The sequence below is a fragment of the Glaciimonas sp. GNP009 genome (assembly GCF_054343755.1).
Genome location: NZ_JBTGUV010000004.1, coordinates 3,579,638 through 3,599,369, shown reverse-complemented (window position 1 = coordinate 3,599,369; position 19,732 = coordinate 3,579,638). Strand labels below are relative to the sequence as shown.

Genomic DNA, 19,732 nt, shown 5'->3' with positions numbered 1-19,732 from the left:
GCATCTGATTTGTATAGTATTTTTCCTGTTTTATATTATGGCATAAGAATTGCTTTATAAACAGCACTCACTGCCCAATCCAGAGGAAAAATTATGAACACAATCAAAAAGAAACTGCTACTGGCCGCTATTGGACTGATGTTGGGATTTGTAGGTTCGTCGCACGCTAGCGTGATACCCGCCATCAATTCTTGGCAGAGCAGCTCAGGCTATTTTGGCGGCAACTGGACGATTGGCTTTCAGTTTTCCGCAAGCCAAAATCTGAATGTAACCGCGCTTGGTACTTATGACGTCAATGGCCTGACGGCACCGACAACGGTCTCCCTGTGGAACGATACGGGTACCTTGCTTGCGTCAGCGGTAGTTCCGGTAGGTGGCAACGTGATCGGCGATTTCATTTACACAAACTTGAGCAACACGGTTTCACTCACCGCTGGTCAGCTGTATCGGATGGGCGTTGGTGTTTCCCAGGCGAACTGGCTGTATCAGGTGAACGGTATCAATACTAGTTCCGACATTTCCTACCTGCAGGGTGCTTGGAGTAATGGGCAAGATACGTTCGTCACCTCCTTGAATGGCGCTTCCAACCGATACGTTTCGGCCAACTTCCTGTCGACGAATGCAAATGTGGTTCCGGAACCTGCTTCGCTGGCCTTGTTGGGCATGGGCCTAGTTGGCTTGGCCGTGGCGGGGCGCCGTAAGCTGGTCAAGTAAACCTGCTGTTCGCATGAACAAAGGCTCCACGCGTTGGGGCCTACATTTACAACATCTTTGATAACGTCGAATGTTATTTCCATTTATTTATTGCAGCTACGAACACTACTCAAACTAAGTAATATTTGTAACTACATTTAGTAATATGCAGTTTTGCTCATCACAATAACAGGCTCCAGGTGCATCAAACTGCGTCACGCCATTGCAAAGTTATTCCCTCCGCGCCCGGCTCAGGGCGCTATCAGCAAGTCGCTCCCGACCAAAGCAATGGCGCAAGAATGGACGCGCAAGATCGAACATGAGATGGATACCTCCGATTTAAGGACGGTCGTACTTTGTCCGCCTTTACCGTTTCAAAGCTAATTGATCGTTACAAACGAGAAATGCAGGCCGTTAAACCTTTTGGCCGCACTAGCTCAGAAAATTGTTGACCTAAGATTCCATGATTTACGTCATGAGGGAATTTCACGTCTATTTGAGCAAGGGTATCGGATCGAGCAGGTCGCACTTGTATCAGGTCACAGGTATTGGAAGATGCTGGCTAGGCACACACAAATACGAGCGAAGGATTTGCTTAGGCACTCCGAAATTATTCAACAATACGCTGCCGAAACCACTGTGCCAGATCTTGCTCGCTGAGCGAGCCAGCTGCGGTTTGTTCCATCGCACGAATCGCCTCGATTGCGGAAAACAGTAGTTTGATGCCATTGTCAGCAAGAAAAACCCGCACAACAACCCAAGCCGTGCGTTTGCTTCCGTCGCTATACCCATGGTTGAGCACTAAACCATGCGCATAAGCTGTAGCTAGGTCGGCGGCATCCGACTTCGGCTCGCCATAGGTTTCGAGTTGCTCGGGCCGAGCTAAATCGGACTCTACTGCATTTTTATCGCGTATTCCATCTAAGCCGCCGTGTGTCGCGGGCACAACATTACGCGAGAACTGAACAGTTACCTTCGCGTACAGGTCCTACAATGTTGGCTTTGCCCCGAATACAAATTCGTTGGCGCATTGGGCCAGCAAGGCTATCCTAGGCGCTGTACGCGCTGCAAAACACCAAAACATTTACCCAATGCAATACTTAAGTTATTATAAACTTTTATTCTTTCAAAAAAAGAAAACATGAAGCGTTCTCAAATAGCCATCGCCGTCGGCGTCGTCGTACTTGCGTGGGTTGCCGTGGTTCCTGGCATAGTCGGCATGCGCGCCAAAGCGGAATTTAGCAAAATTGGCCAGGACACATCGGGCAGTAGTTCCTTGCCGATCAGCACCAAGCTGGCCTCGTTCCAGCGCGGCTGGTTCTCGTCGACAGCCAAGACTGAATACACGATTTCGATGCTAGTGCCGCCGGTCCGCCTGACGGTAACTCACAAGGTCAATCAATTCGCCATTCCGTTTTACCGTTGGGCCAAGATCACGCACACGATCGCGCTGGTAGACGACAAAGGAGTGGAAACACCATTACCGATCAAGCTCAATGCCAGCACCGACAAGCTATTCTTCGGCGGCCTGTCGACCAGCGTTGCAGCACCGGAAATCGATTGGAAGAGCCAGGAAGGCCTGCATATCGTTGGTAAAAACCTTAACTTGAACTTCCATGGGAAAAGCGGCGAAACGCAAAAATACGATCTCAATCTACCATCCCTCAGCGCCACTGCTGCTGGTAGCCAGATCAACGTCAGTCTGAGCAATCTCAACCTGAGCGGTACCTACAAGGACGAGAAGAGCGCCACTGACACCTGGCAACAAGACGGGCACATCAAACTAGATAGTATCGAAGCTACCAGAAACGGTAACGCCGTCCTGAAACTACAAAACCTGGTCATGGAGACCGACCTGAAAGACCACGGCAACAATTTCGATCTAGTTTACCAGACCAGGATAGACAAGAGCATCTTCGGCGATGCCAACGGCGTTGTTGCCGACGACATCCATTTCGATTTTTCCTATCTCAACCTGAACAAGGATGGGCTACTGAAAATTCAGGCTGCTTCCAAGGCGTTTTACGAAGCGGCTGCGAAAGCCCCGCCAGTCGCCGGTGCCGACGTTGCTGCAGTCGCAGCGCCAGCAGCGGGCAACGACAGCACCGATGCCAAGCTAGCCCAGAAAAAGGCACAGATGACCATGCTGATGCAGCATGCCGGCGAACTGGTCGCCAGCTCCCCCAGCTTCCGCATCGACCGCCTCAGTCTGAAGACTCCTAACGGCGAAGTAGCCGGCACCTTTGAAATAAATATGGATGGTAAAGGCTTGACGCCGGACGCGCTGATGGGTGACAACGTGATGGTGCTGCTGAAGGAAAAAATTTCCGGCAAAGGTTCGCTGACGCTCGCGCGCGATGTGTTCCTGAACGCATTCGAACAAAAAAATGCCGCAGCATCTGCACAACGGCAGATGAAGGAAAACCAGTTGAAGATGTATGTCGACCAAGGTTATATCAAGGACGATGGCAAGCAATTGTCGCTGGAATCGACCTTTGGGCCGCAAGGCGTTGTCGTCAACGGTAAACGCATCATGTGACGCCGAAATCGCCCAGTCTTAGCCGATTTACCCAAAATAACATTTCTACGACTCGCTAGCCTCTTCTTTCCTGCCGACCAGGTACTGAAGGCCTTCGGGACCGTAGAACTCCGAATGGGATACGTTTGCTAACAAGTGAAACACACTTCCAGGTGTATAGACTTGTTCTACTTCTCCGACCCGCATGCGCAATTCGCCTGCAAGGATGAGTGCTTTTGCTTCAAAGGAATGCACGTGGGCTTCGAGAAATCCATTGGATTCCCTCTCTACAATTACGCCCTCTGCGAATCCTTCTTTGGCAATCATTTCTACAAATTCATTTCGCTCCATATCGTATCACCTGTCTTTTTATCAGCTGTTTGTTGGTCTTATTTTGTTCGCATTCATCAAACCCGACAGCACGGTCAAGCAGCGCCGAACATCCTCAAGCAATGAATAATTTGCTGATTCATCAAACTTGAGAGTAAGCATTTTTTTAGCTGTTTGCTTAAAATGTAAGCCACCAAACATTATCACGTTCTTTGCCATAGGAATGCTTCGCAACCCACATTCCAAAAGGCAACTTGGATTTATGTGATTCCACATATTGACGAATCAGATAGATATTTTAGAGGGTATAGGCATCCCGCGTTTGCGCGGCGTCAACCTTTAAAAGATTGCTCGCTTAATGGCGTGAAAGCTAATGTTTCGAAGTGTGATTTTAAGGCCATAATTTCTCGGGATACGTCCACCGGAAATCCTTTGCGATGACCTCTTTGATCCATCAGAAGTTGGATAAATAAAGTTTCGCAGATTAATTGTTTTGTCCATGTATTGGCAAATTGGTTCGCAATACGGGGGAAATATTTCATTAACCAAAGAGGCCAAACCTCAACGGGAAGCGTCAATACCCACTGATAAGTTGTCTCGTTCAACTTCAAGTCGGCTGGAATCTCCAACCTACGCGCAGTCTCCCAATGCTCTTCTTTAGCCGCTACGCTAGCTATATCAAGGACCGCTTTTGCTTCAGAGATCGTGACGACTTCAAATGGAATGAACTCCATACCTGCCCCCAATAAAAAATATCGCTGAAGAGGGGATGCGGTGGAGGTTCTCAAAAACAAGACACCATCACATGGGGCCACTCAACAGATGAACATAGCAATTTTATTGCCTTTAGGTATTTTACGCCGTTTCTGGGACTTGGGAGCAATGGAACAGCGAACCGACTTGAGGATTTATGGAGGCCGGAATCCAGCGGTACAGGTCGTGCCCAATCTGGACTTGATGGCTGTGATCACAGCGAGTTGCTACGAGGAGAATGTAAAAACTCCCGCCCACCGTATTAATGCATTGTTCAAAGAGACCACCTACACGGTTCAAGAGTGAACAACAATTGCGGCTGGGGAATGTACTATTCGGCGCCTCAACCCCGGCCCGACTACGCCGAGCCGGATAACTTACATCGTTGACCGTCCGCTTTGTACGGTCTCCGATCTCGAAGCGGTCCCACAGCGCCTTGACCCGCTGTGGTTCAAATACTTCGTACAATGCATCTTACGTGTGGGTGTTGATGTTGTCCGTGACTAATGTGATGCGTGGTGCCTGATGGCTCTGCTGAGCAATGTCGTGCAGAAACTGTGCCCATTCCACCTTGGTCTTTTGCGCTGTCACCTTCGTGATGCGCCTGCCTGGCTAAGTATTGGGTTTTAAGTGCCAATTAAAAACCCCTCTAAAGCCCGTAAGGAATGTAGAGGTTTTTTCGTCTGAAGATTGTGAAACGCCGGCTAATGCTGGCGGCCGTATTGAAAGAGTTAGATGCGCAATTAGGCATCTGACACGCCAGTCTGCACCGCATATTAGAGAACAGTTTGGCGCTGATTAAAAAAATCACGCAAACGATTTGGGCACTGCTAGCGCATGATCGCTTGTAGGAGAAGAAATACGTCAGTATCGTGCCGGAGTTCACTTCCAGTGTGCCTTGATAATCGTGGCCAGCTTATCGAAAGCAGGTCGTATCTGTTCGCTCGGCACGCAAGCGTAGCCCAGTAACAAGCCTTTTTGCGAGAAGGCCGGGTCCATATAATATCGTGATAAAGGACGGGCGACGATACCGGCCTCACGCGCTACGCGACTGATGGCCAGGTCGTCACATTGCGGCGGCAGGCCCATCGCCAGATGCAAACCGGCCTCGCCGCCGGTCAGCGTGATGCGATCGCCGAAATGGTGTGCGATCGCATCCTGTAGCAGTTGCAGGCGCTCCGCATACAGCATCCGCATGCGCCGGATGTGAGAGGTAAAATGTCCCTCGGTCATGAAGTCTGCCATGATCGCTTGCATAAACACCTGACTGCCGCGATACAGTTCGGACACGCCGGTGGCAAATGCGCCCGCCAGTGACTCTGGCACCACCATAAAGCCGATCCGCATACTGGGAAACATGGTTTTGCTAAAGGTCCCCATGTACAGCACCCGGTCATGCGTATCCATCCCCTGCAAGGCTGCCAATGGACGGCTTCCGTAGCGGAATTCGCTGTCGTAATCATCCTCGATAATCCAGACTTTGCGGCTTGCCGCATACTCCAGCAAGGCGCGCCGCCGCGACAGGCTCATTACCATCCCGAGCGGATATTGATGAGATGGTGTGGTGCAGATAAAACGCGGCGGTTGGCGCAGGTTGGCCAGCCGCATGCGCATACCTTCGGTATCTACCGGAATGGCGACCGGCTTGATCCCGAGCGAGTTGAGCACGCTACGGGTACCCCAGTAACAAGGATCTTCGACCCAGGCGCTATCGCCATGTTCACCCAGCAATTTGACAACAATATCCAGCGACTGGTGGATGCCGGTAGTAATGATGACCTGATTAGCATGACAGTTGACCGAGCGCGCTATACGCAGGTATTCGGCGATCGCTTCGCGCAGTGGCATATAGCCGCCCGCTTCACCGTAGGTTAGCAAATCGGCACGCGAACGCCGCCAGTGCTTATTTTGCAGGCGGCTCCATATTTTGTTCGGGAACAACGTCACGTCCGGAACGCCGGGCATGAACGCGCCCCATTGCAAATCGCTGACACCCGCTTGTTGAATCAATTGCGCGCCATGAGCGGAGAGCTCCGATTGACCGCTGGGATCGGTCAGTGGCGGTTTGTTTAAGCGGCCACCGGGAATCTGATTTGGCGTGGTGTCGGCGATGAAAGTGCCGGAGCCCGCACGCGTTTCCAGATAGCCTTCGGCAATCAATTGTTCATAGGCGTAAGTCACGGTATTGCGTGATATTGCCAATTCGCGCGCGAGATCGCGCGATGATGGCAATTGCAAACCGGATGGCAACAGCTGCGCAAGGATGGCTTCACGGATGGCTTGATAAATCTGTCGGTTCAGTGGCGCGCCGGCGCTTGAGGTGGAGGAGCCGCTTGAGAGCCCGGATTTCGGCGTATTGCGCGGCTTTACCAAAGTGCTATCCAAAAGACGCTCAATACGTATCAGCAGAAATTCAGAGAGAGAGGCGATGCGCAAAGTGGCTCCGTTAAATAATTGAAAGTGGCTCTATATTGTAAGTCCACGAAAGCCTTAGTATTCGAAATGCATTAGAAAGTGCGCAAAATAGATACTAACGGAGCGGCGCAAAACCGCTGGCATTCCATATTTGGCAGGAGTACAAGTTGAAACAAGGAAATTTATCCCCCCATCTGGCCGATATCGCACGTAACGGTGTGGATACGCTGGTGCAGTTTTCGGGTGTCAAGAAAACCTATGACGGCGAAAGTCTGGTAGTCAAGAATCTCAATCTGGATATCAAGCGTGGTGAATTTTTGACCTTGCTCGGGCCGTCCGGCTCCGGTAAGACAACTTGTTTGATGATGCTGGCCGGATTTGAGTTTCCGACGGGCGGCGAGATTCGTCTTGACGGTCAACTGCTCAACAAAGTACCGCCACACAAGCGCAATATCGGCATGGTGTTTCAGAATTACGCGCTGTTTCCGCATATGACGGTAGCGCAAAACGTCGCCTATCCGCTGCGGGTGCGCAACATAAACGGTAGCGAACGCGCTGACAAGGTAAAGAAGGCGCTCGACATGGTCCAGATGGGCAAGTTCGGCGACCGCTATCCAGCCCAGTTGTCAGGTGGTCAGCAACAGCGCGTTGCATTGGGACGGGCACTGGTATTTGATCCGAAACTGGTGCTGATGGATGAACCATTGGGTGCCCTCGATAAACAGTTGCGCGAGCACATGCAACTCGAACTGAAGGCGCTGCATAAAAGCCTCGGCGTCACCTTCGTGTATGTGACGCACGATCAAAGCGAAGCCTTAACAATGTCGGACCGGGTCGCGGTGTTCGATCAGGGCATCATCCAGCAACTGGCGGTGGTCGATCGTTTATACGAATATCCCGAAAATCAATTCGTCGCCGGTTTCATTGGCGATAACAATCGCTTCAACGGCGTCATCGCTTCGACCGAAGGAGAGCGCTGCACGGTGCGCTTGCCTAACGGCGCACAACTGACCGGCGTCAATGCCAACCAGGCCAGAGCTAATGAGGCGGTAGTCGCCTGCATACGACCAGAGCGCATACGCCTACTGCCATCCGATAGTGCCCATCCGAGTGCGCTGCGCGCCAATGTCACCAGCCTGATTTATTTCGGCGATCACGTGCGCGTGCGCTGCGCAATCCCGCAACAGGCGGACTGTTTTGTCAAACTGACATTGAACGATCCGGCCTTGGCAGGTTTACATGAAGGAACTCAGGTGGTACTGGACATAAATCCCGACCATTTGCGTATTTTCATTTGAGGCATCTCTAAAAAACCTGCCGAGGGATTCGACAACTGCGCCGATCCCCGCGTTGCAAGAAACCGGATAGCACGTTGCCGTACTCCTTGGGCAAGGTCAGCGTCAGCTGAGGCGGCGGTTTTTTGAGACACCTTTCATTTGGCAATAGTAAGCACTTAATTATCTGTACTTCCACATTTGCACCCATTAGGAGACGTGATGAAATTGTTATTCAAACCTGTTCTGACCAGTATAGTTTTGTCTGTGGCAGCAGTCGGCATGACCCACGCGGCTAACCTGACGATTGTCAATTTCGGCGGCGCCAACGGTGCTGCGCAAAAAATTGCTTACATCGAACCGTTTTCCAAGGCCACCGGCGACAAGATTACCGTGGTGGAATTCAATGGCGAACTGGCCAAAATCAAAGCCATGGTCGAAGCCAAAAAAGTCAGCTGGGATGTCGTGGAAGTGGATGCTGGAGATATTGGACGCGCTTGCGAAGAAGGCTTGCTGGAAAAAATCGACGTGAAAAAACTCGGTAACAAAGCCGATTTCCTGCCCTCGGCAATTAATGAATGTGGCATGGGCGCCTTCGTTTGGTCAACCGTGCTGGCTTACGATGCCGACAAACTGAAAGTGGCACCGAAGGATTGGGCCGATTTCTGGAACGTCAAAAAATTCCCTGGCAAACGTGCCATGAAGAAGGGCGCCGAGTACACGCTGGAATTCGCATTGATGGCCGATGGCGTGGCCCCGAAGGATGTCTACAAGGTGCTGAGCACCAAAGCCGGTGTCGATCGTGCCTTCAAGAAACTCGATGAATTGAAGCCGAACATCCAGTGGTGGGAAGCAGGCGCACAACCGCCGCAATTCCTGGTGGCCGGCGATGTCGTGATGTCGACCGCGTTCAATGGCCGTATCGACGCGGCGCAACGCGAAGGCAAAAACCTGAAGGTGAGCTGGCTCGGCAGTATTTACACGCTCGACTTCTGGGTCATTCCAAAGGGAACGCCGAACAAGGAGCAGGCAGAGAAATTCATCGCATTTGCCAGCACCCCTGAATCGCAAAAAAATTACGCTAGCAACATTGCCTACGGTCCGGTTAACAATAATGCGCTGAAGATGCTGGATGCCAAAACACTGGCGAACCTGCCGACATCTGCGGCCAATGCCAAGGATGCGCTGCAACTCAATTTGTCGTTCTGGACCGACCACGGTGAAGAGCTGGAACAACGTTTCACTGCCTGGGCTGCCAAGTAATTTTTTTTATATCAAACGTGCGTTTTAGGTCCGCTCTTGCCCATGGATGTATAGGGCAGGAGTTATCCTTGCCATGAATAACGTGTCCTTAGCTTCGTCGCGTTCACCTTTGATGTGGAAATGGAATAATTTGTAGTGCTATTTAAGCTTCGAGGAAAGGTGGCGAGGAGTGCTTTTCAAAGAGGTACGCCGCAGGCGTCCTGTGACCACTGCTCGCCATGTTTCGGTCGCCTTTTTGCCATTGCGTACATCATGGCAGCAGTATTTTTTGGTAATACCAGATCACTATGAATTCTATTCCATCCGGCGCTGCCGTCCCTAATATGACGACCGAGCCCACCAGCCCTCAGCCGAATACGCAGCTCAAGCGGGAATTGCGTCAGGCACTGTTTCGCAAGCGTACTGCTGCGCTGGCGCTGATTGCGCCCCTGGCGATATTTTTGCTGCTGACATTTTTGGTTCCAATTGCCATGCTGCTCAAGCGGGCAGTGGAGAACCCGGAGATTGTCACTACGCTTCCGCATACCGTCGCCGCATTGGCGAGCTGGGATCGCAAGAGTACGCCGCCGGACGCCGCCTATGCGGCGCTGGCGGTCGATTTACTGAAAGCGCGACAGGATAGTGCTACTGGTGCGTTGGCACGCCGCCTGAATTCGGAAATCTCCGGTGCCCGTTCTATCATCATGAAGACCGCGCGAGCATTGCCACTGGTGGATGCCAACGGTCAGCCCGTATCTGCCACGCAAATAAAACCGGCCTTGATCGATATTGATCCACAATGGGGTGAACTGGATTACTGGCGGGCGATCGCCAAAAACGGTACGCCTTATTCGCCTTATTATTTATTGGCCGCGCTTGACCTTAAGCAAAATCCCTACGGCCATATCGAAAAAGTCGACGACAGCGCGTCGGTATATCAAAAGATCTTTGCGCGTACTTTGTGGATGAGTCTGGTGGTGACGCTGGCCTGTGTGGTGATCGGTTATCCACTGGCCTACTGGTTATCCAGCATGTCGGACCGACGCGCCAATTTGTTCATGATCCTGGTCTTGATCCCGTTCTGGACTTCCGTGTTGGTGCGGGTTGCCGCCTGGATTGTCTTGCTGCAATCGGAAGGACTGGTCAACAAGGCGCTGATGGCCATCGGCGTGACGCAGGCACCGCTGGAGTTGCTGTTCAACCGCATCGGCGTGTATATCGCCATGACTCATATCCTGTTGCCGTTCATGATTCTGCCGCTGTACAGCGTGATGAAAGCTATTCCACCTACCTATTTGCGCGCGGCAATATCGCTCGGCAGTCATCCGTTTGCCGCCTTCTGGCGCGTGTATGTGCCGCAAACTTATCCCGGGATTGGCGCTGGCGCATTACTGGTATTTATTTTGTCGGTCGGTTACTACATTACCCCGGCCTTGCTGGGTGGCCCGAACGAGCAGATGGTGAGTTATTACATTGCTTATTTCACCAATGTCACCATCAACTGGGGCATGGCTTGCGCACTCGGTGCATTGCTGTTTGCTGCTACGCTAGTGTTGTATACGGTATATCGCCGCTTTACCAAAATTGATGTGAGCATGGCTTAAATGATGAAGATATTTCCGCAATTTCCTCCCTATCTCTCGTTCATCGAGCGCGCCTGGTTTTTCTTGTCTCGCGGATTCAATGTACTGGTGCTGGTGTTCCTGTTGCTACCGATTCTGGTGATCATCCCATTGTCGTTCAGCGATAGTACCTTCCTGGTCTATCCGATTCACAGCTACTCATTTCGCTGGTATCAGAATCTGATCCATTCGGATGAATGGATCAGCGCCGCCAAGAATAGTTTTATCGTGGCACCTTCAGCAACCGTACCGGCGACAGTACTCGGCACGCTGGCGGCGGTCGGATTGAACAAGGCGGAATTTCGCGGCAAGGGTTTGCTGATGGCGGTGCTGATCTCTCCGATGGTGGTGCCGGTTGTTGTAATCGGGGTCGGGGTTTATTTGTTCTTCGCGCAGATCGGCTTGTCCGACAGCTATGCCGGCCTGATTCTGGCGCATGCAGCGCTGGGCGCACCGTTTGTAGTGACGACGGTATTAGCAACGCTGCAAGGATTCAACCACAATCTGGTGCGCGCCAGCCTCAGCCTGGGCGCCAATCCGCTGATGACGTTCTTCCGCATTACATTGCCGGTCATTGCGCCGGGGTTGATTTCAGGTGCGTTGTTTGCTTTTGCGACGTCGTTCGACGATGTCGTGGTGACCCTATTTGTTGCAGGTCCAGGGCAGGCCACTTTGCCGCGGCAAATGTTTACTGGCATCAAGGAAAATATCAGCCCGACGATCGCCGCGCTGGCAACTATTCTGATCATATTTTCTACCTGTCTGTTGCTGACGCTGGAATGGATACGCGGCCGTAACAAGGCGTTGGCCAAAATATAGCGTTGCAGCGGTCAGCGATAATGCCATTTCAGATAAAAAGACCTGGCGAGCAATGGAACAGCGAACCGACTTAAGGATTTATAGAGCCCGGAATCCAGCGTCACAGCGCTTCCATCGCCCTCCAGATCTGGCTCAGGCTTGCAATACCGGTTTCGAGTCGTTCACCAGTCAGGACATCGCATCGTTACGGCGCGATCGACTGACGTGGGTCGAGCAGAACTACATGCGCGATGAAACGCTGACCGATGGCAACGCAAGGTTGGTCTCTACCCAAAATAAAGTCGCGTTGGCGCGTACCTGGGACGGTGGCGATGTGGCATCGGCCGATAGCATGCGTTTTATTGTGCTGGTGCGCACCGTCCATACCGTGCCGAATATGCTGCTATGAAAGGGGCGGTTATCTAGGTTGCACAGTCAGCGTCTTAACTTTCGGCACTGGCAAGATTTAATAGTGAAATCGCTTCGACGTCTAACGTCAGTCGGGTCGCGGCGACCAAGTCATCCAGGTGCGCTAACGTCGTGGCACTCGCAATCGGTGCCGTAATACCGGGTCGCGCAAATAACCAAGCTAAAGCAACCCGCGCGGGATTTGCATTGAGACGTGCCGCGACCAGATCGAGCGCATCCAGGATGCGCAGACCACGCGTATCCAGATAGCGTTTTACCGCCTGCCCGCGCGGGTTCTTGGTCAGATCGGCGGTTCCGCGGTACTTGCCGCTCAGAAAACCACTTGCCAATGCGTAGTAATTGATAACCCCAATCCCATGTTCCAGCACCAGCGGCTGCAGCGTTTTTTCATAATCGGCACGATCGTACAGATTGTATTGCGGTTGCAATGTTTGATAACTCGGGTAGTTTTCTGCTTTGCTGACCTGAATAGCTTCCAGCAGGCGCGCTGCCGAATAATTCGATGCACCTTATCACTCTGACCTTGCCTTGCTCGATCAGACGCGCGTACGCGCCCAGCGCGAATACACATCGGCGGTATCAATGAAATTCAAGCCTGCATCGACCATCTTGTCGAGCAACAAGAACCAAGTCGGTTCGTCGCCGGTCCAGCTGAATACATTGCCGCCACATGTCAAAGGGGGGAACGTGTAGAGCGGGAGTTGCCCAGCTGACGTGAAGCCTTGATGGGAGTGGTTGTCATGGCATTTTCTCCGGTTAGAAGCGGGCAATGCGATTACCTCATTCGCTGTTTTCGCGCGTAGCACAGCCCGTCGGACCATTCCTGCAGACGTAAAAAAACCCGACAAACCAGTGTGGCGCTAGCCTCACAAATTGATCGGGTTGATCATCGCCCTCAGTTCAATCAGGCGCTGGCGAGTTGATCACCAGCAGCCATCTCAAATCAAGAATCGCGCGATGCTTTCTTACGGTCTGTTTCTTTCAAATGACGTTTGCGCAAACGAATACTCTTCGGTGTCACTTCAACCAATTCGTCATCTTCAATAAATTCAACCGCGTATTCCAAAGACATTTGGATCGGCGTTACCAGACGCACCGCTTCATCAGTACCTGATGATCGCACGTTAGTCAGTTGCTTGCCCTTGATCGGATTAACGACCAGATCATTGTCACGTGAGTGAATACCAATGATCATGCCTTCATACACTGGATCATTGTGGCTAACGAACATACGACCACGCTCTTGCAGTTTCCAGATAGCGTAAGCAACGGCTGCGCCATCGTCTTGTGAAACCAATACGCCATTGCGACGACCGCCCAATTCAGCCTTGGTATTGTCAACTGGTGCGTATTCATCAAACACGTGACTCATCAAGCCAGTGCCGCGTGTCAATGTCATGAATTCGCCTTGGAAACCGATCAGACCACGTGCAGGAATACGGTATTCAAGACGTACGCGACCTTTGCCATCCGGTTCCATGTTTTGCAAATCACCACGACGACGACCCAACTCTTCCATGACGCCGCCCTGGTTTGCTTCTTCGACATCGACGGTCAGGTTTTCATACGGCTCTTGACGAACACCATCAACCATTTTGTAGACAACGCGAGGACGCGAAACAGCCAGCTCGAAACCTTCGCGACGCATGTTTTCGATCAGAATCGTCAGATGCAATTCGCCGCGACCTGATACTTCATAGGTCGAATCGTCGTTTTCAGCCGGGACAACACGTAATGCCATGTTACCCTTCAATTCACGGTCCAGACGATCACGAATCTGACGTGTCGTCACAAACTTACCTTCACGTCCTGCCAATGGTGAGTTATTGACCATGAAATTCATCGTCAAGGTCGGCTCATCCACTTTTAGCATCGGCAAACCTTTAGGCGCATCCGGAGCACAAATTGTCGTACCGATACCGATCTCTTCGATACCATTGATCAGGACAATATCACCAGCCAATGCTTCGTCAACCAGTACACGGTCCAGACCTTTGAACGTCAGTACCTGATTGATACGGGCGCGGGTCGGCTTGTCATCAGGACCATTTAAAAGAACAACATCTTGCAACGCTCTGACGCGTCCGCTCAAGATGCGACCAACGCCGATCTTACCAACGTAAGACGAATATTCCAGCGACGTAATTTGTAGTTGCAACGGACCATCCGGATCGTCTTCGCGTGCAGGAACGTGCTCTAACACCGCGTCGAACAATGGTGTCATCGTGCCTTCGCGTACAGTTGGGTCCAGGCTGGCGTAACCGTTCAGGGCCGAAGCATAGACGACTGGGAAGTCAAGTTGCTCTTCAGTTGCACCCAGCTTGTCGAATAGTTCAAAAGTCGCGTTGATGGCCCACTCGGCACGCGCAGTAGGACGGTCAATTTTATTGATGACAACGATCGGCTTGAGGCCCAGTTCCAGCGCTTTACGCGTAACGAAACGCGTTTGTGGCATTGGTCCTTCAGACGCATCCACCAACAGCAATACGCTGTCAACCATTGACAGCACGCGCTCGACCTCACCACCGAAGTCGGCATGGCCTGGGGTATCAACGATGTTGATATGCGTGCCTTCGTATTCGACAGCGCAATTTTTCGACAAAATCGTGATGCCGCGCTCTTTTTCAATATCGTTCGAATCCATGACGCGCGCATCAACGTGCTGATTGTCGCGGAAAGTACCGGATTGACGCAAAAGTTGGTCAACCAACGTGGTTTTACCATGATCGACGTGAGCAATAATGGCAATGTTGCGGATAGCGCGTTTTGTGTTTGACATATTGTTATGGATATAGAGGAATTCAGTAAGGAATTCGGTAATTAACGCAGCAAGTGCGCGGTAAAAGCCCGCGCAGTACAAACCCTGAGAGGCCTGGAAAATGCAACGGAATTCGGGAGACCCAGTATTATAACATGATGCAGTGCAAAACCACCAAAAGCCTTCTGATTTCAAAGGGTTGGGATGTGTAGTTTTGCTTTATTTTTTCAGAAATACAATGTCTATAAAACCTGACCACAATTTAAAGATGACTATTTTGGTAATGCTGTCGACACCAATCGCTCTGGCGCCAGTACACCGTAGTCGTGAAATTGCGCAGTACCTAACAATTGCCGCAACGTCCCATCGGTTATTTCCGCAGTATGCGCGTACTCGCGATAAACCCGTACGCGCCCTATTTGCGCTGGAGGCAAAACGCCTTCTTTATCCAGCGTCAGACGTTGCCCTTGCAAAAACCGCTGCGCCAATGGCTCGGTCAATACCACCTCTGGAAATGTCAGTAAAAGACTATCCACGGAAGCCAGCAATGCCGCCCGCTCATCCTCGGGTATTGCAGTCAACGTCTCCAAAGTAAGGCAACCCGACAATGTTAAATGCCCAACTTGTGTCCGTCGCAATGCGTTTAAATGCGCACCGCAACCCAGAACGGCACCAATTTCTTCGCCTAAAACGCGAATATAAGTACCTTTGCTGCAGACCACACGGACACTCAAATATGGCGCTTGATAATCGATAAACTCAAGTAGATGGATCGTTACGTCACGCGCTTCACGCTCTAATGTAATACCGGCGCGGGCGTATTCGTATAACGGTTTTCCATCGCGCTTAAGCGCTGAATACATCGGTGGAACTTGTTTGATATCGCCGCGAAATTGTGCCAGCGCGGCATCAATTTTCTCACGCGTCACCTCCACATCGCGGGTCTCTAATACATCGCCTTCGGTGTCCCCGGTGGCGGTCGTCAAGCCCAGATGGATCACGGCTTCGTATGTCTTGTCAGCATCCAACAGGTCTTGAGCAAACTTTGTCGCTTCGCCAAAACACAATGGCAAAACGCCAGTCGCAAATGGATCAAGCGTGCCGGTATGACCTGCTTTTGTCGCATTCATTAACCGCTTGGCTTTGATCAGCGCATCGTTGCTTGACCATCCTACTGCTTTATCAAGCAACAAAACGCCATTGAGAGGCACGCGAATTCTTTTGGGCGAGGTTGACGCCATAAGGGAATGTACTTTGAAGGTGGTAATACTTATTTAGTTAGGATTGCTTAATGAGTAACAATATCGCGGTTTGAAGTGCGCGCTCACACTTGAGTCGGCGCTTAAAAACCTTGTCTCATCAAATATGCATAAGCTATTAAACCTATATTAAGCCTAGCATCACTAAATCCTTGTTACGAACAGAGCTGACAGTAAAGAGAAATCCTTGGAAGGACCTCAGTCTTCGCCGTCATCCTTAGCCCGTGTTGCGTTCGCCAATGCGATCAGCTGTGACATTTGGGCACCGCGTGCAGTCGAATTATCGTGGTGAAAATGTAATGCCGGCAATGTATGAATTGTCAACCGTCGACCTAGTTGATTCCGCAGGAATCCTGCCGCTTGCGTCAAGCCAGCCACCGTCAGGCGAATTGCTTCAGGATCATCATTCAGCATGGTGAAAAAGACTTTCGCATGCGCGTAATCAGCCGTCACTTGCACTTCAGTGATGGTGATCATTCCGACACGCGGATCTTTTAATTCGAACACGATGATTTCCGACAAATCGCGTTGAATCTGGTCGGCGACCCGCAATCCGCGTCCGGGGATGGATTTACTATGTTTAGCCATATCTCTTTACTTAGCCGTAGCTTTCACTGATGGACTACTTTAAAACTGTTTAACTTCCAGAATACACCAAAAGGAAATCGGGCACGAAGCCCGATTTCCCTGATTTAAATCATTTATGCTAATGCATGCACACTTTCATGTGCATGCTGCATCTGTACCTGACGCTTAAAGTTACAGCGTCCGTGCAATTTCTTCGACTTCAAAGATTTCGAGTTGATCGCCTTCTTTGATATCGTTAAAGTTCTTCAGAGTCAGACCACACTCAAAGCCAAACTTGACTTCTTTAACATCGTCTTTGAAGCGCTTCAGTGAATCCAGTTCCCCGGTCCACAAGACCACGCTGTCGCGCAACAATCGTACTGATGCGCCACGCTTGACCAAGCCTTCGAGTACATAGCAACCCGCAATTGCGCCAACTTTGCTGACCAACAGAACCTGGCGAATTTCGACCAGACCCAATGATTGCTCACGCTTCTCTGGCGACAACATGCCAGACATCGCCGCTTTGATCTCATCTACAGCGTCATAAATGATGTTGTAGTAACGTAGATCAACGCCATTGGCTTCTGCCATCTTGCGCGCCTGTGCATCAGCACGGACGTTAAAGCCAATGATGACTGCTTTCGAAGCCAACGCCAAGTTGACATCGGACTCGGTGATACCACCCACTGCAGCGTGTACAACCTGAACCCGTACTTCGCTGGTCGACAGTTTTTGCAAGGACTGCACCAACGCCTCTTGCGAACCCTGAACGTCGGTCTTGATGATCATCGGCAGATTCTTGACTTCGCCTTCGGCCATCTGATCGAACATGTTTTCCAGCTTGGCAGCTTGTTGCTTAGCCAACTTAACGTCGCGGAATTTACCTTGACGGAACAGACCGATTTCACGCGCTTTGCGTTCATCGACCATGACCATCACTTCTTCACCCGCAACCGGCACTTCGGTTAAACCCTGAATTTCGACAGGAATCGAAGGACCCGCTTCGCTAATTGCTTTACCGTTTTCGTCTAGCATGGCGCGAACACGTCCGTAGGCTGAACCAGCCAGAACTACGTCACCACGTTTCAATGTACCGGACTGAACCAAAATAGTTGCCACTGGACCGCGACCTTTATCGAGTCGTGCCTCAACCACCAGACCACGTGCTGCTGTGGTGATCGGTGCTTTCAGTTCCAACACTTCTGCCTGTAGCAGAACCTGTTCCAGCAAGGCTTCAATACCTTCACCGGTCTTAGCTGAAACGCCAACAAAAGGCGCGTCTCCGCCGTATTCTTCAGGCACAACTTGTTCGGCGATCAGTTCTTGCTTGACCCGATCCATATTGGCACCTGGCTTATCAATCTTGGTAACGGCTACGACGAGCGGCACGCCAGCTGCTTTCGCATGGGCAATCGCCTCTTTCGTTTGCGGCATCACGCCATCGTCACCAGCAACTACCAGAATCACGATATCGGTTGCTTTTGCACCACGTGCACGCATGGCCGTAAATGCTTCATGGCCTGGCGTATCCAGGAAGGTAATCATACCGCCTGGCGTCTCAACGTGGTACGCACCGATATGTTGCGTAATTCCACCGGCTTCGCCAGATGCCACTTTAGAACGACGAATGTAATCCAACAGCGAAGTTTTACCATGGTCAACGTGACCCATGACAGTCACGACTGGGGCACGAGACACCAGTTCTGCATCTGCCTGCTCTTCACCATCCACCAGCAATGCTTCTGGATCGTCTTCTTTGGCTGCATGTGCCGTATGGCCCATTTCTTCCACTAAAATCATGGAAGTTTCCTGATCCAGCACTTGGTTAATGGTGACCATTTGACCAAGCTTCATCAGATGCTTAATGACTTCCGATGCTTTCACTGCCATTTTGTGGGCCAGCTCAGCAACGGTAATGGTTTCAGGAACATAAACGTCCTTCACCACCGCTTCAGTCGGCACCTGGAAGTTCGTTTCGTGATCATCACTATGTGAATTACGACGTCCCTTACCACCACTGCGCCAACCATCGCGACCGCCGCCAGTGTTACCACGCGTCTTGATACCAGCGCCGCGTTTTTTCGCGTCGTCAGACCAAGTCGAGGAAACATTTGCAGACTTAATCGATTTCTTGTCGACAACAACTTTCTTGTCGTCTTTTTTCTCGCTTGGTTTCTTATCCGCAGGCTTGTGTAGCGTTCCAGCTGGTGCAGCTTTGACAACAACTGGAGGAGCGACAGGTTCAGGAGCCTTGATGACGCGACGCGGCGCATTCATCATCGCCTTGATCTGCGCAACTTCATCTTGCACCGCTTTACGGGCGCGCTCAGTTGCAGCCGATTTTTCTGCAGCTTCCTTCGCGGCTTCCGCCACTTTCTTCTTCGCGTCTTCAGCAGCTAAGCGCTTCTTTTCTTCCATCTCAGCATCGTCAGCAGTTTTCACTGGCGCCGGAGTCGGTGTAGAAGATGCAGCAACAGGCGCAGCCGCAACAGCAGCTTTTTTGGCGTCTATCTCAGCCTTTTTGGCTTCGCTTTCGATCTTTTTTGCATCACTTTCGGCTTTTTGCGCAGCTTTTGCCTGGGCTTCTTTCTCGGCTTCGAGTTTTGCCAAATGCTCCTGCTTTTCACGCAGCTCTACTTCTTGACGCGCCATTAATTCAGCATGCCGACGCGCTTCGTCTGCACGACGCGCCAGTTCTGCTTCATCAACCACTGCGGCAACAGGCTCAGCTGAAACCTCAGGCGTTTCCGCCGCAGGGTCATCGCGCTGAACGAAAGTACGCTTCTTACGGACCTCAACCTGGATGGTGCGCGATTTTCCTGTCGCATCAGCCTGCTTGATTTCTGTGGTTTCCTTGCGGGTCAGCGTTATTTTCTTTTTCTCGCCATCGGTCACTGCGCCGTGCGAACGGCGCAGATGTTCCAACAAACGATCCTTGTCTTCTTTTGACAAGGAATCATCAGTCGAATCTTTAGAGACACCTGCTGAACGCAACTGCGTCAACAACAAATCTGCAGGCATCTTTAGCTCGGTGGCAAATTGGGCTACATTGTTACTCGCCATTCAGTCCT

The 19,732-nt window shown here is 51.3% G+C and carries 15 protein-coding genes and 3 pseudogenes; 9 read left to right on the top strand and 9 right to left on the bottom strand.

Annotated elements, in window-relative coordinates; all coding sequences use genetic code 11:
* Positions 1 to 93 precede the first annotated feature (93 nt).
* Together ACXX82_RS16655 and ACXX82_RS16650 are read left to right on the top strand one after the other, a co-directional pair.
* Positions 94 to 714: a DUF4082 domain-containing protein gene (locus ACXX82_RS16655; RefSeq protein ID WP_458563283.1), complete on the top strand. Its 621-nt coding sequence runs from the start codon at positions 94 to 96 to the stop codon at positions 712 to 714.
* 423 nt (positions 715 to 1,137) lie between these two features.
* Positions 1,138 to 1,353 (top strand): annotated as a pseudogene (locus tag ACXX82_RS16650) (hypothetical protein); the annotation flags it as partial.
* Here the strand turns inward: ACXX82_RS16650 and ACXX82_RS16645 are convergent.
* Positions 1,304 to 1,639 carry a type II toxin-antitoxin system death-on-curing family toxin gene (locus ACXX82_RS16645; protein ID WP_458563282.1) on the bottom strand — a complete coding sequence of 112 codons (336 nt, stop codon included), beginning with the start codon at positions 1,637 to 1,639 and terminating at the stop codon, positions 1,304 to 1,306. The pseudogene ACXX82_RS16650 and the gene ACXX82_RS16645 overlap by 50 nt on opposite strands.
* A gap of 195 nt (positions 1,640 to 1,834) precedes the next feature.
* Here ACXX82_RS16645 and ACXX82_RS16640 point away from each other — a divergent pair, with 195 nt between their 5' ends.
* Positions 1,835 to 3,232 carry a DUF945 family protein gene (locus ACXX82_RS16640; protein ID WP_458563281.1) on the top strand — a complete coding sequence of 466 codons (1,398 nt, stop codon included), beginning with the start codon at positions 1,835 to 1,837 and terminating at the stop codon, positions 3,230 to 3,232.
* A 45-nt stretch (positions 3,233 to 3,277) separates the two neighbouring features.
* Here the strand turns inward: ACXX82_RS16640 and ACXX82_RS16635 are convergent, their stop codons facing one another.
* A complete protein-coding gene (locus tag ACXX82_RS16635; protein WP_322236702.1) occupies positions 3,278 to 3,562 on the bottom strand; it encodes a cupin domain-containing protein in 285 nt (94 codons plus the stop codon).
* 311 nt (positions 3,563 to 3,873) lie between these two features.
* Entirely contained in the window at positions 3,874 to 4,275 is a 402-nt protein-coding gene (locus ACXX82_RS16630; protein ID WP_323518936.1) for a hypothetical protein, read from the bottom strand.
* A 40-nt stretch (positions 4,276 to 4,315) separates the two neighbouring features.
* Here ACXX82_RS16630 and ACXX82_RS16625 point away from each other — a divergent pair, with 40 nt between their 5' ends.
* The gene (locus tag ACXX82_RS16625; RefSeq protein ID WP_458563280.1) at positions 4,316 to 4,600 is read left to right on the top strand and encodes a hypothetical protein; all 285 of its coding nucleotides are present in this window, start codon (positions 4,316 to 4,318) and stop codon (positions 4,598 to 4,600) included.
* A 576-nt stretch (positions 4,601 to 5,176) separates the two neighbouring features.
* Here ACXX82_RS16625 and pdxR read toward each other — a convergent pair.
* Positions 5,177 to 6,667 (bottom strand): MocR-like pyridoxine biosynthesis transcription factor PdxR, encoded by a 1,491-nt coding sequence (pdxR, locus tag ACXX82_RS16620; protein WP_416186868.1) that lies wholly within the window; start codon positions 6,665 to 6,667, stop codon positions 5,177 to 5,179.
* Positions 6,668 to 6,876: 209 nt separating this feature from the next.
* Here pdxR and ACXX82_RS16615 point away from each other — a divergent pair, with 209 nt between their 5' ends.
* From ACXX82_RS16615 to ACXX82_RS16595, 5 genes and pseudogenes are all read left to right on the top strand, one after another.
* Positions 6,877 to 8,007 carry an ABC transporter ATP-binding protein gene (locus tag ACXX82_RS16615; protein ID WP_322236696.1) on the top strand — a complete coding sequence of 377 codons (1,131 nt, stop codon included), beginning with the start codon at positions 6,877 to 6,879 and terminating at the stop codon, positions 8,005 to 8,007.
* Between the two features lie 258 nt (positions 8,008 to 8,265).
* Complete coding sequence (locus ACXX82_RS16610) at positions 8,266 to 9,246, top strand: ABC transporter substrate-binding protein (protein WP_458564012.1); 981 nt, start codon at positions 8,266 to 8,268, stop codon at positions 9,244 to 9,246.
* A 323-nt stretch (positions 9,247 to 9,569) separates the two neighbouring features.
* On the top strand, positions 9,570 to 10,829 hold the full coding sequence (locus tag ACXX82_RS16605; RefSeq protein ID WP_322240517.1) for an ABC transporter permease: 1,260 nt from the start codon (positions 9,570 to 9,572) through the stop codon (positions 10,827 to 10,829).
* A gap of 3 nt (positions 10,830 to 10,832) precedes the next feature.
* On the top strand, positions 10,833 to 11,666 hold the full coding sequence (locus ACXX82_RS16600) for an ABC transporter permease (RefSeq protein WP_458564011.1): 834 nt from the start codon (positions 10,833 to 10,835) through the stop codon (positions 11,664 to 11,666).
* Between the two features lie 127 nt (positions 11,667 to 11,793).
* Positions 11,794 to 12,042: pseudogene (locus tag ACXX82_RS16595) on the top strand (Tn3 family transposase); the annotation flags it as partial.
* Positions 12,043 to 12,088: 46 nt separating this feature from the next.
* On the opposite strand, the pseudogene ACXX82_RS16590 reads toward ACXX82_RS16595, so the two are convergent.
* The 5 genes and pseudogenes from ACXX82_RS16590 to infB form a co-directional block, all read right to left on the bottom strand.
* Positions 12,089 to 12,751, bottom strand: a pseudogene (locus ACXX82_RS16590) (aldo/keto reductase).
* A gap of 266 nt (positions 12,752 to 13,017) precedes the next feature.
* Positions 13,018 to 14,853 (bottom strand): translational GTPase TypA, encoded by a 1,836-nt coding sequence (gene typA / locus ACXX82_RS16585; RefSeq protein ID WP_322236692.1) that lies wholly within the window; start codon positions 14,851 to 14,853, stop codon positions 13,018 to 13,020.
* 251 nt (positions 14,854 to 15,104) lie between these two features.
* Positions 15,105 to 16,073: a tRNA pseudouridine(55) synthase TruB gene (gene truB, locus ACXX82_RS16580; protein ID WP_322236690.1), complete on the bottom strand. Its 969-nt coding sequence runs from the start codon at positions 16,071 to 16,073 to the stop codon at positions 15,105 to 15,107.
* Between the two features lie 216 nt (positions 16,074 to 16,289).
* Positions 16,290 to 16,679 (bottom strand): 30S ribosome-binding factor RbfA, encoded by a 390-nt coding sequence (gene rbfA, locus ACXX82_RS16575; RefSeq protein WP_205319526.1) that lies wholly within the window; start codon positions 16,677 to 16,679, stop codon positions 16,290 to 16,292.
* 171 nt (positions 16,680 to 16,850) lie between these two features.
* Complete coding sequence (infB, locus tag ACXX82_RS16570) at positions 16,851 to 19,724, bottom strand: translation initiation factor IF-2 (protein WP_322236688.1); 2,874 nt, start codon at positions 19,722 to 19,724, stop codon at positions 16,851 to 16,853.
* Positions 19,725 to 19,732 lie beyond the last annotated feature (8 nt).

Coding starts and splice junctions, on each gene's coding strand:
- ACXX82_RS16655 (WP_458563283.1), top strand. CDS start 94: ATGAACACAATCAAAAAGAAACTGCTACTGGCCGCTATTGGACTGATG.
- ACXX82_RS16640 (WP_458563281.1), top strand. CDS start 1,835: ATGAAGCGTTCTCAAATAGCCATCGCCGTCGGCGTCGTCGTACTTGCG.
- ACXX82_RS16635 (WP_322236702.1), bottom strand. CDS start 3,562: ATGGAGCGAAATGAATTTGTAGAAATGATTGCCAAAGAAGGATTCGCA.
- ACXX82_RS16630 (WP_323518936.1), bottom strand. CDS start 4,275: ATGGAGTTCATTCCATTTGAAGTCGTCACGATCTCTGAAGCAAAAGCG.
- ACXX82_RS16610 (WP_458564012.1), top strand. CDS start 8,266: ATGACCCACGCGGCTAACCTGACGATTGTCAATTTCGGCGGCGCCAAC.
- ACXX82_RS16605 (WP_322240517.1), top strand. CDS start 9,570: ATGACGACCGAGCCCACCAGCCCTCAGCCGAATACGCAGCTCAAGCGG.
- ACXX82_RS16600 (WP_458564011.1), top strand. CDS start 10,833: ATGAAGATATTTCCGCAATTTCCTCCCTATCTCTCGTTCATCGAGCGC.
- typA (WP_322236692.1), bottom strand. CDS start 14,853: ATGTCAAACACAAAACGCGCTATCCGCAACATTGCCATTATTGCTCAC.
- truB (WP_322236690.1), bottom strand. CDS start 16,073: ATGGCGTCAACCTCGCCCAAAAGAATTCGCGTGCCTCTCAATGGCGTT.
- rbfA (WP_205319526.1), bottom strand. CDS start 16,679: ATGGCTAAACATAGTAAATCCATCCCCGGACGCGGATTGCGGGTCGCC.
- infB (WP_322236688.1), bottom strand. CDS start 19,724: ATGGCGAGTAACAATGTAGCCCAATTTGCCACCGAGCTAAAGATGCCT.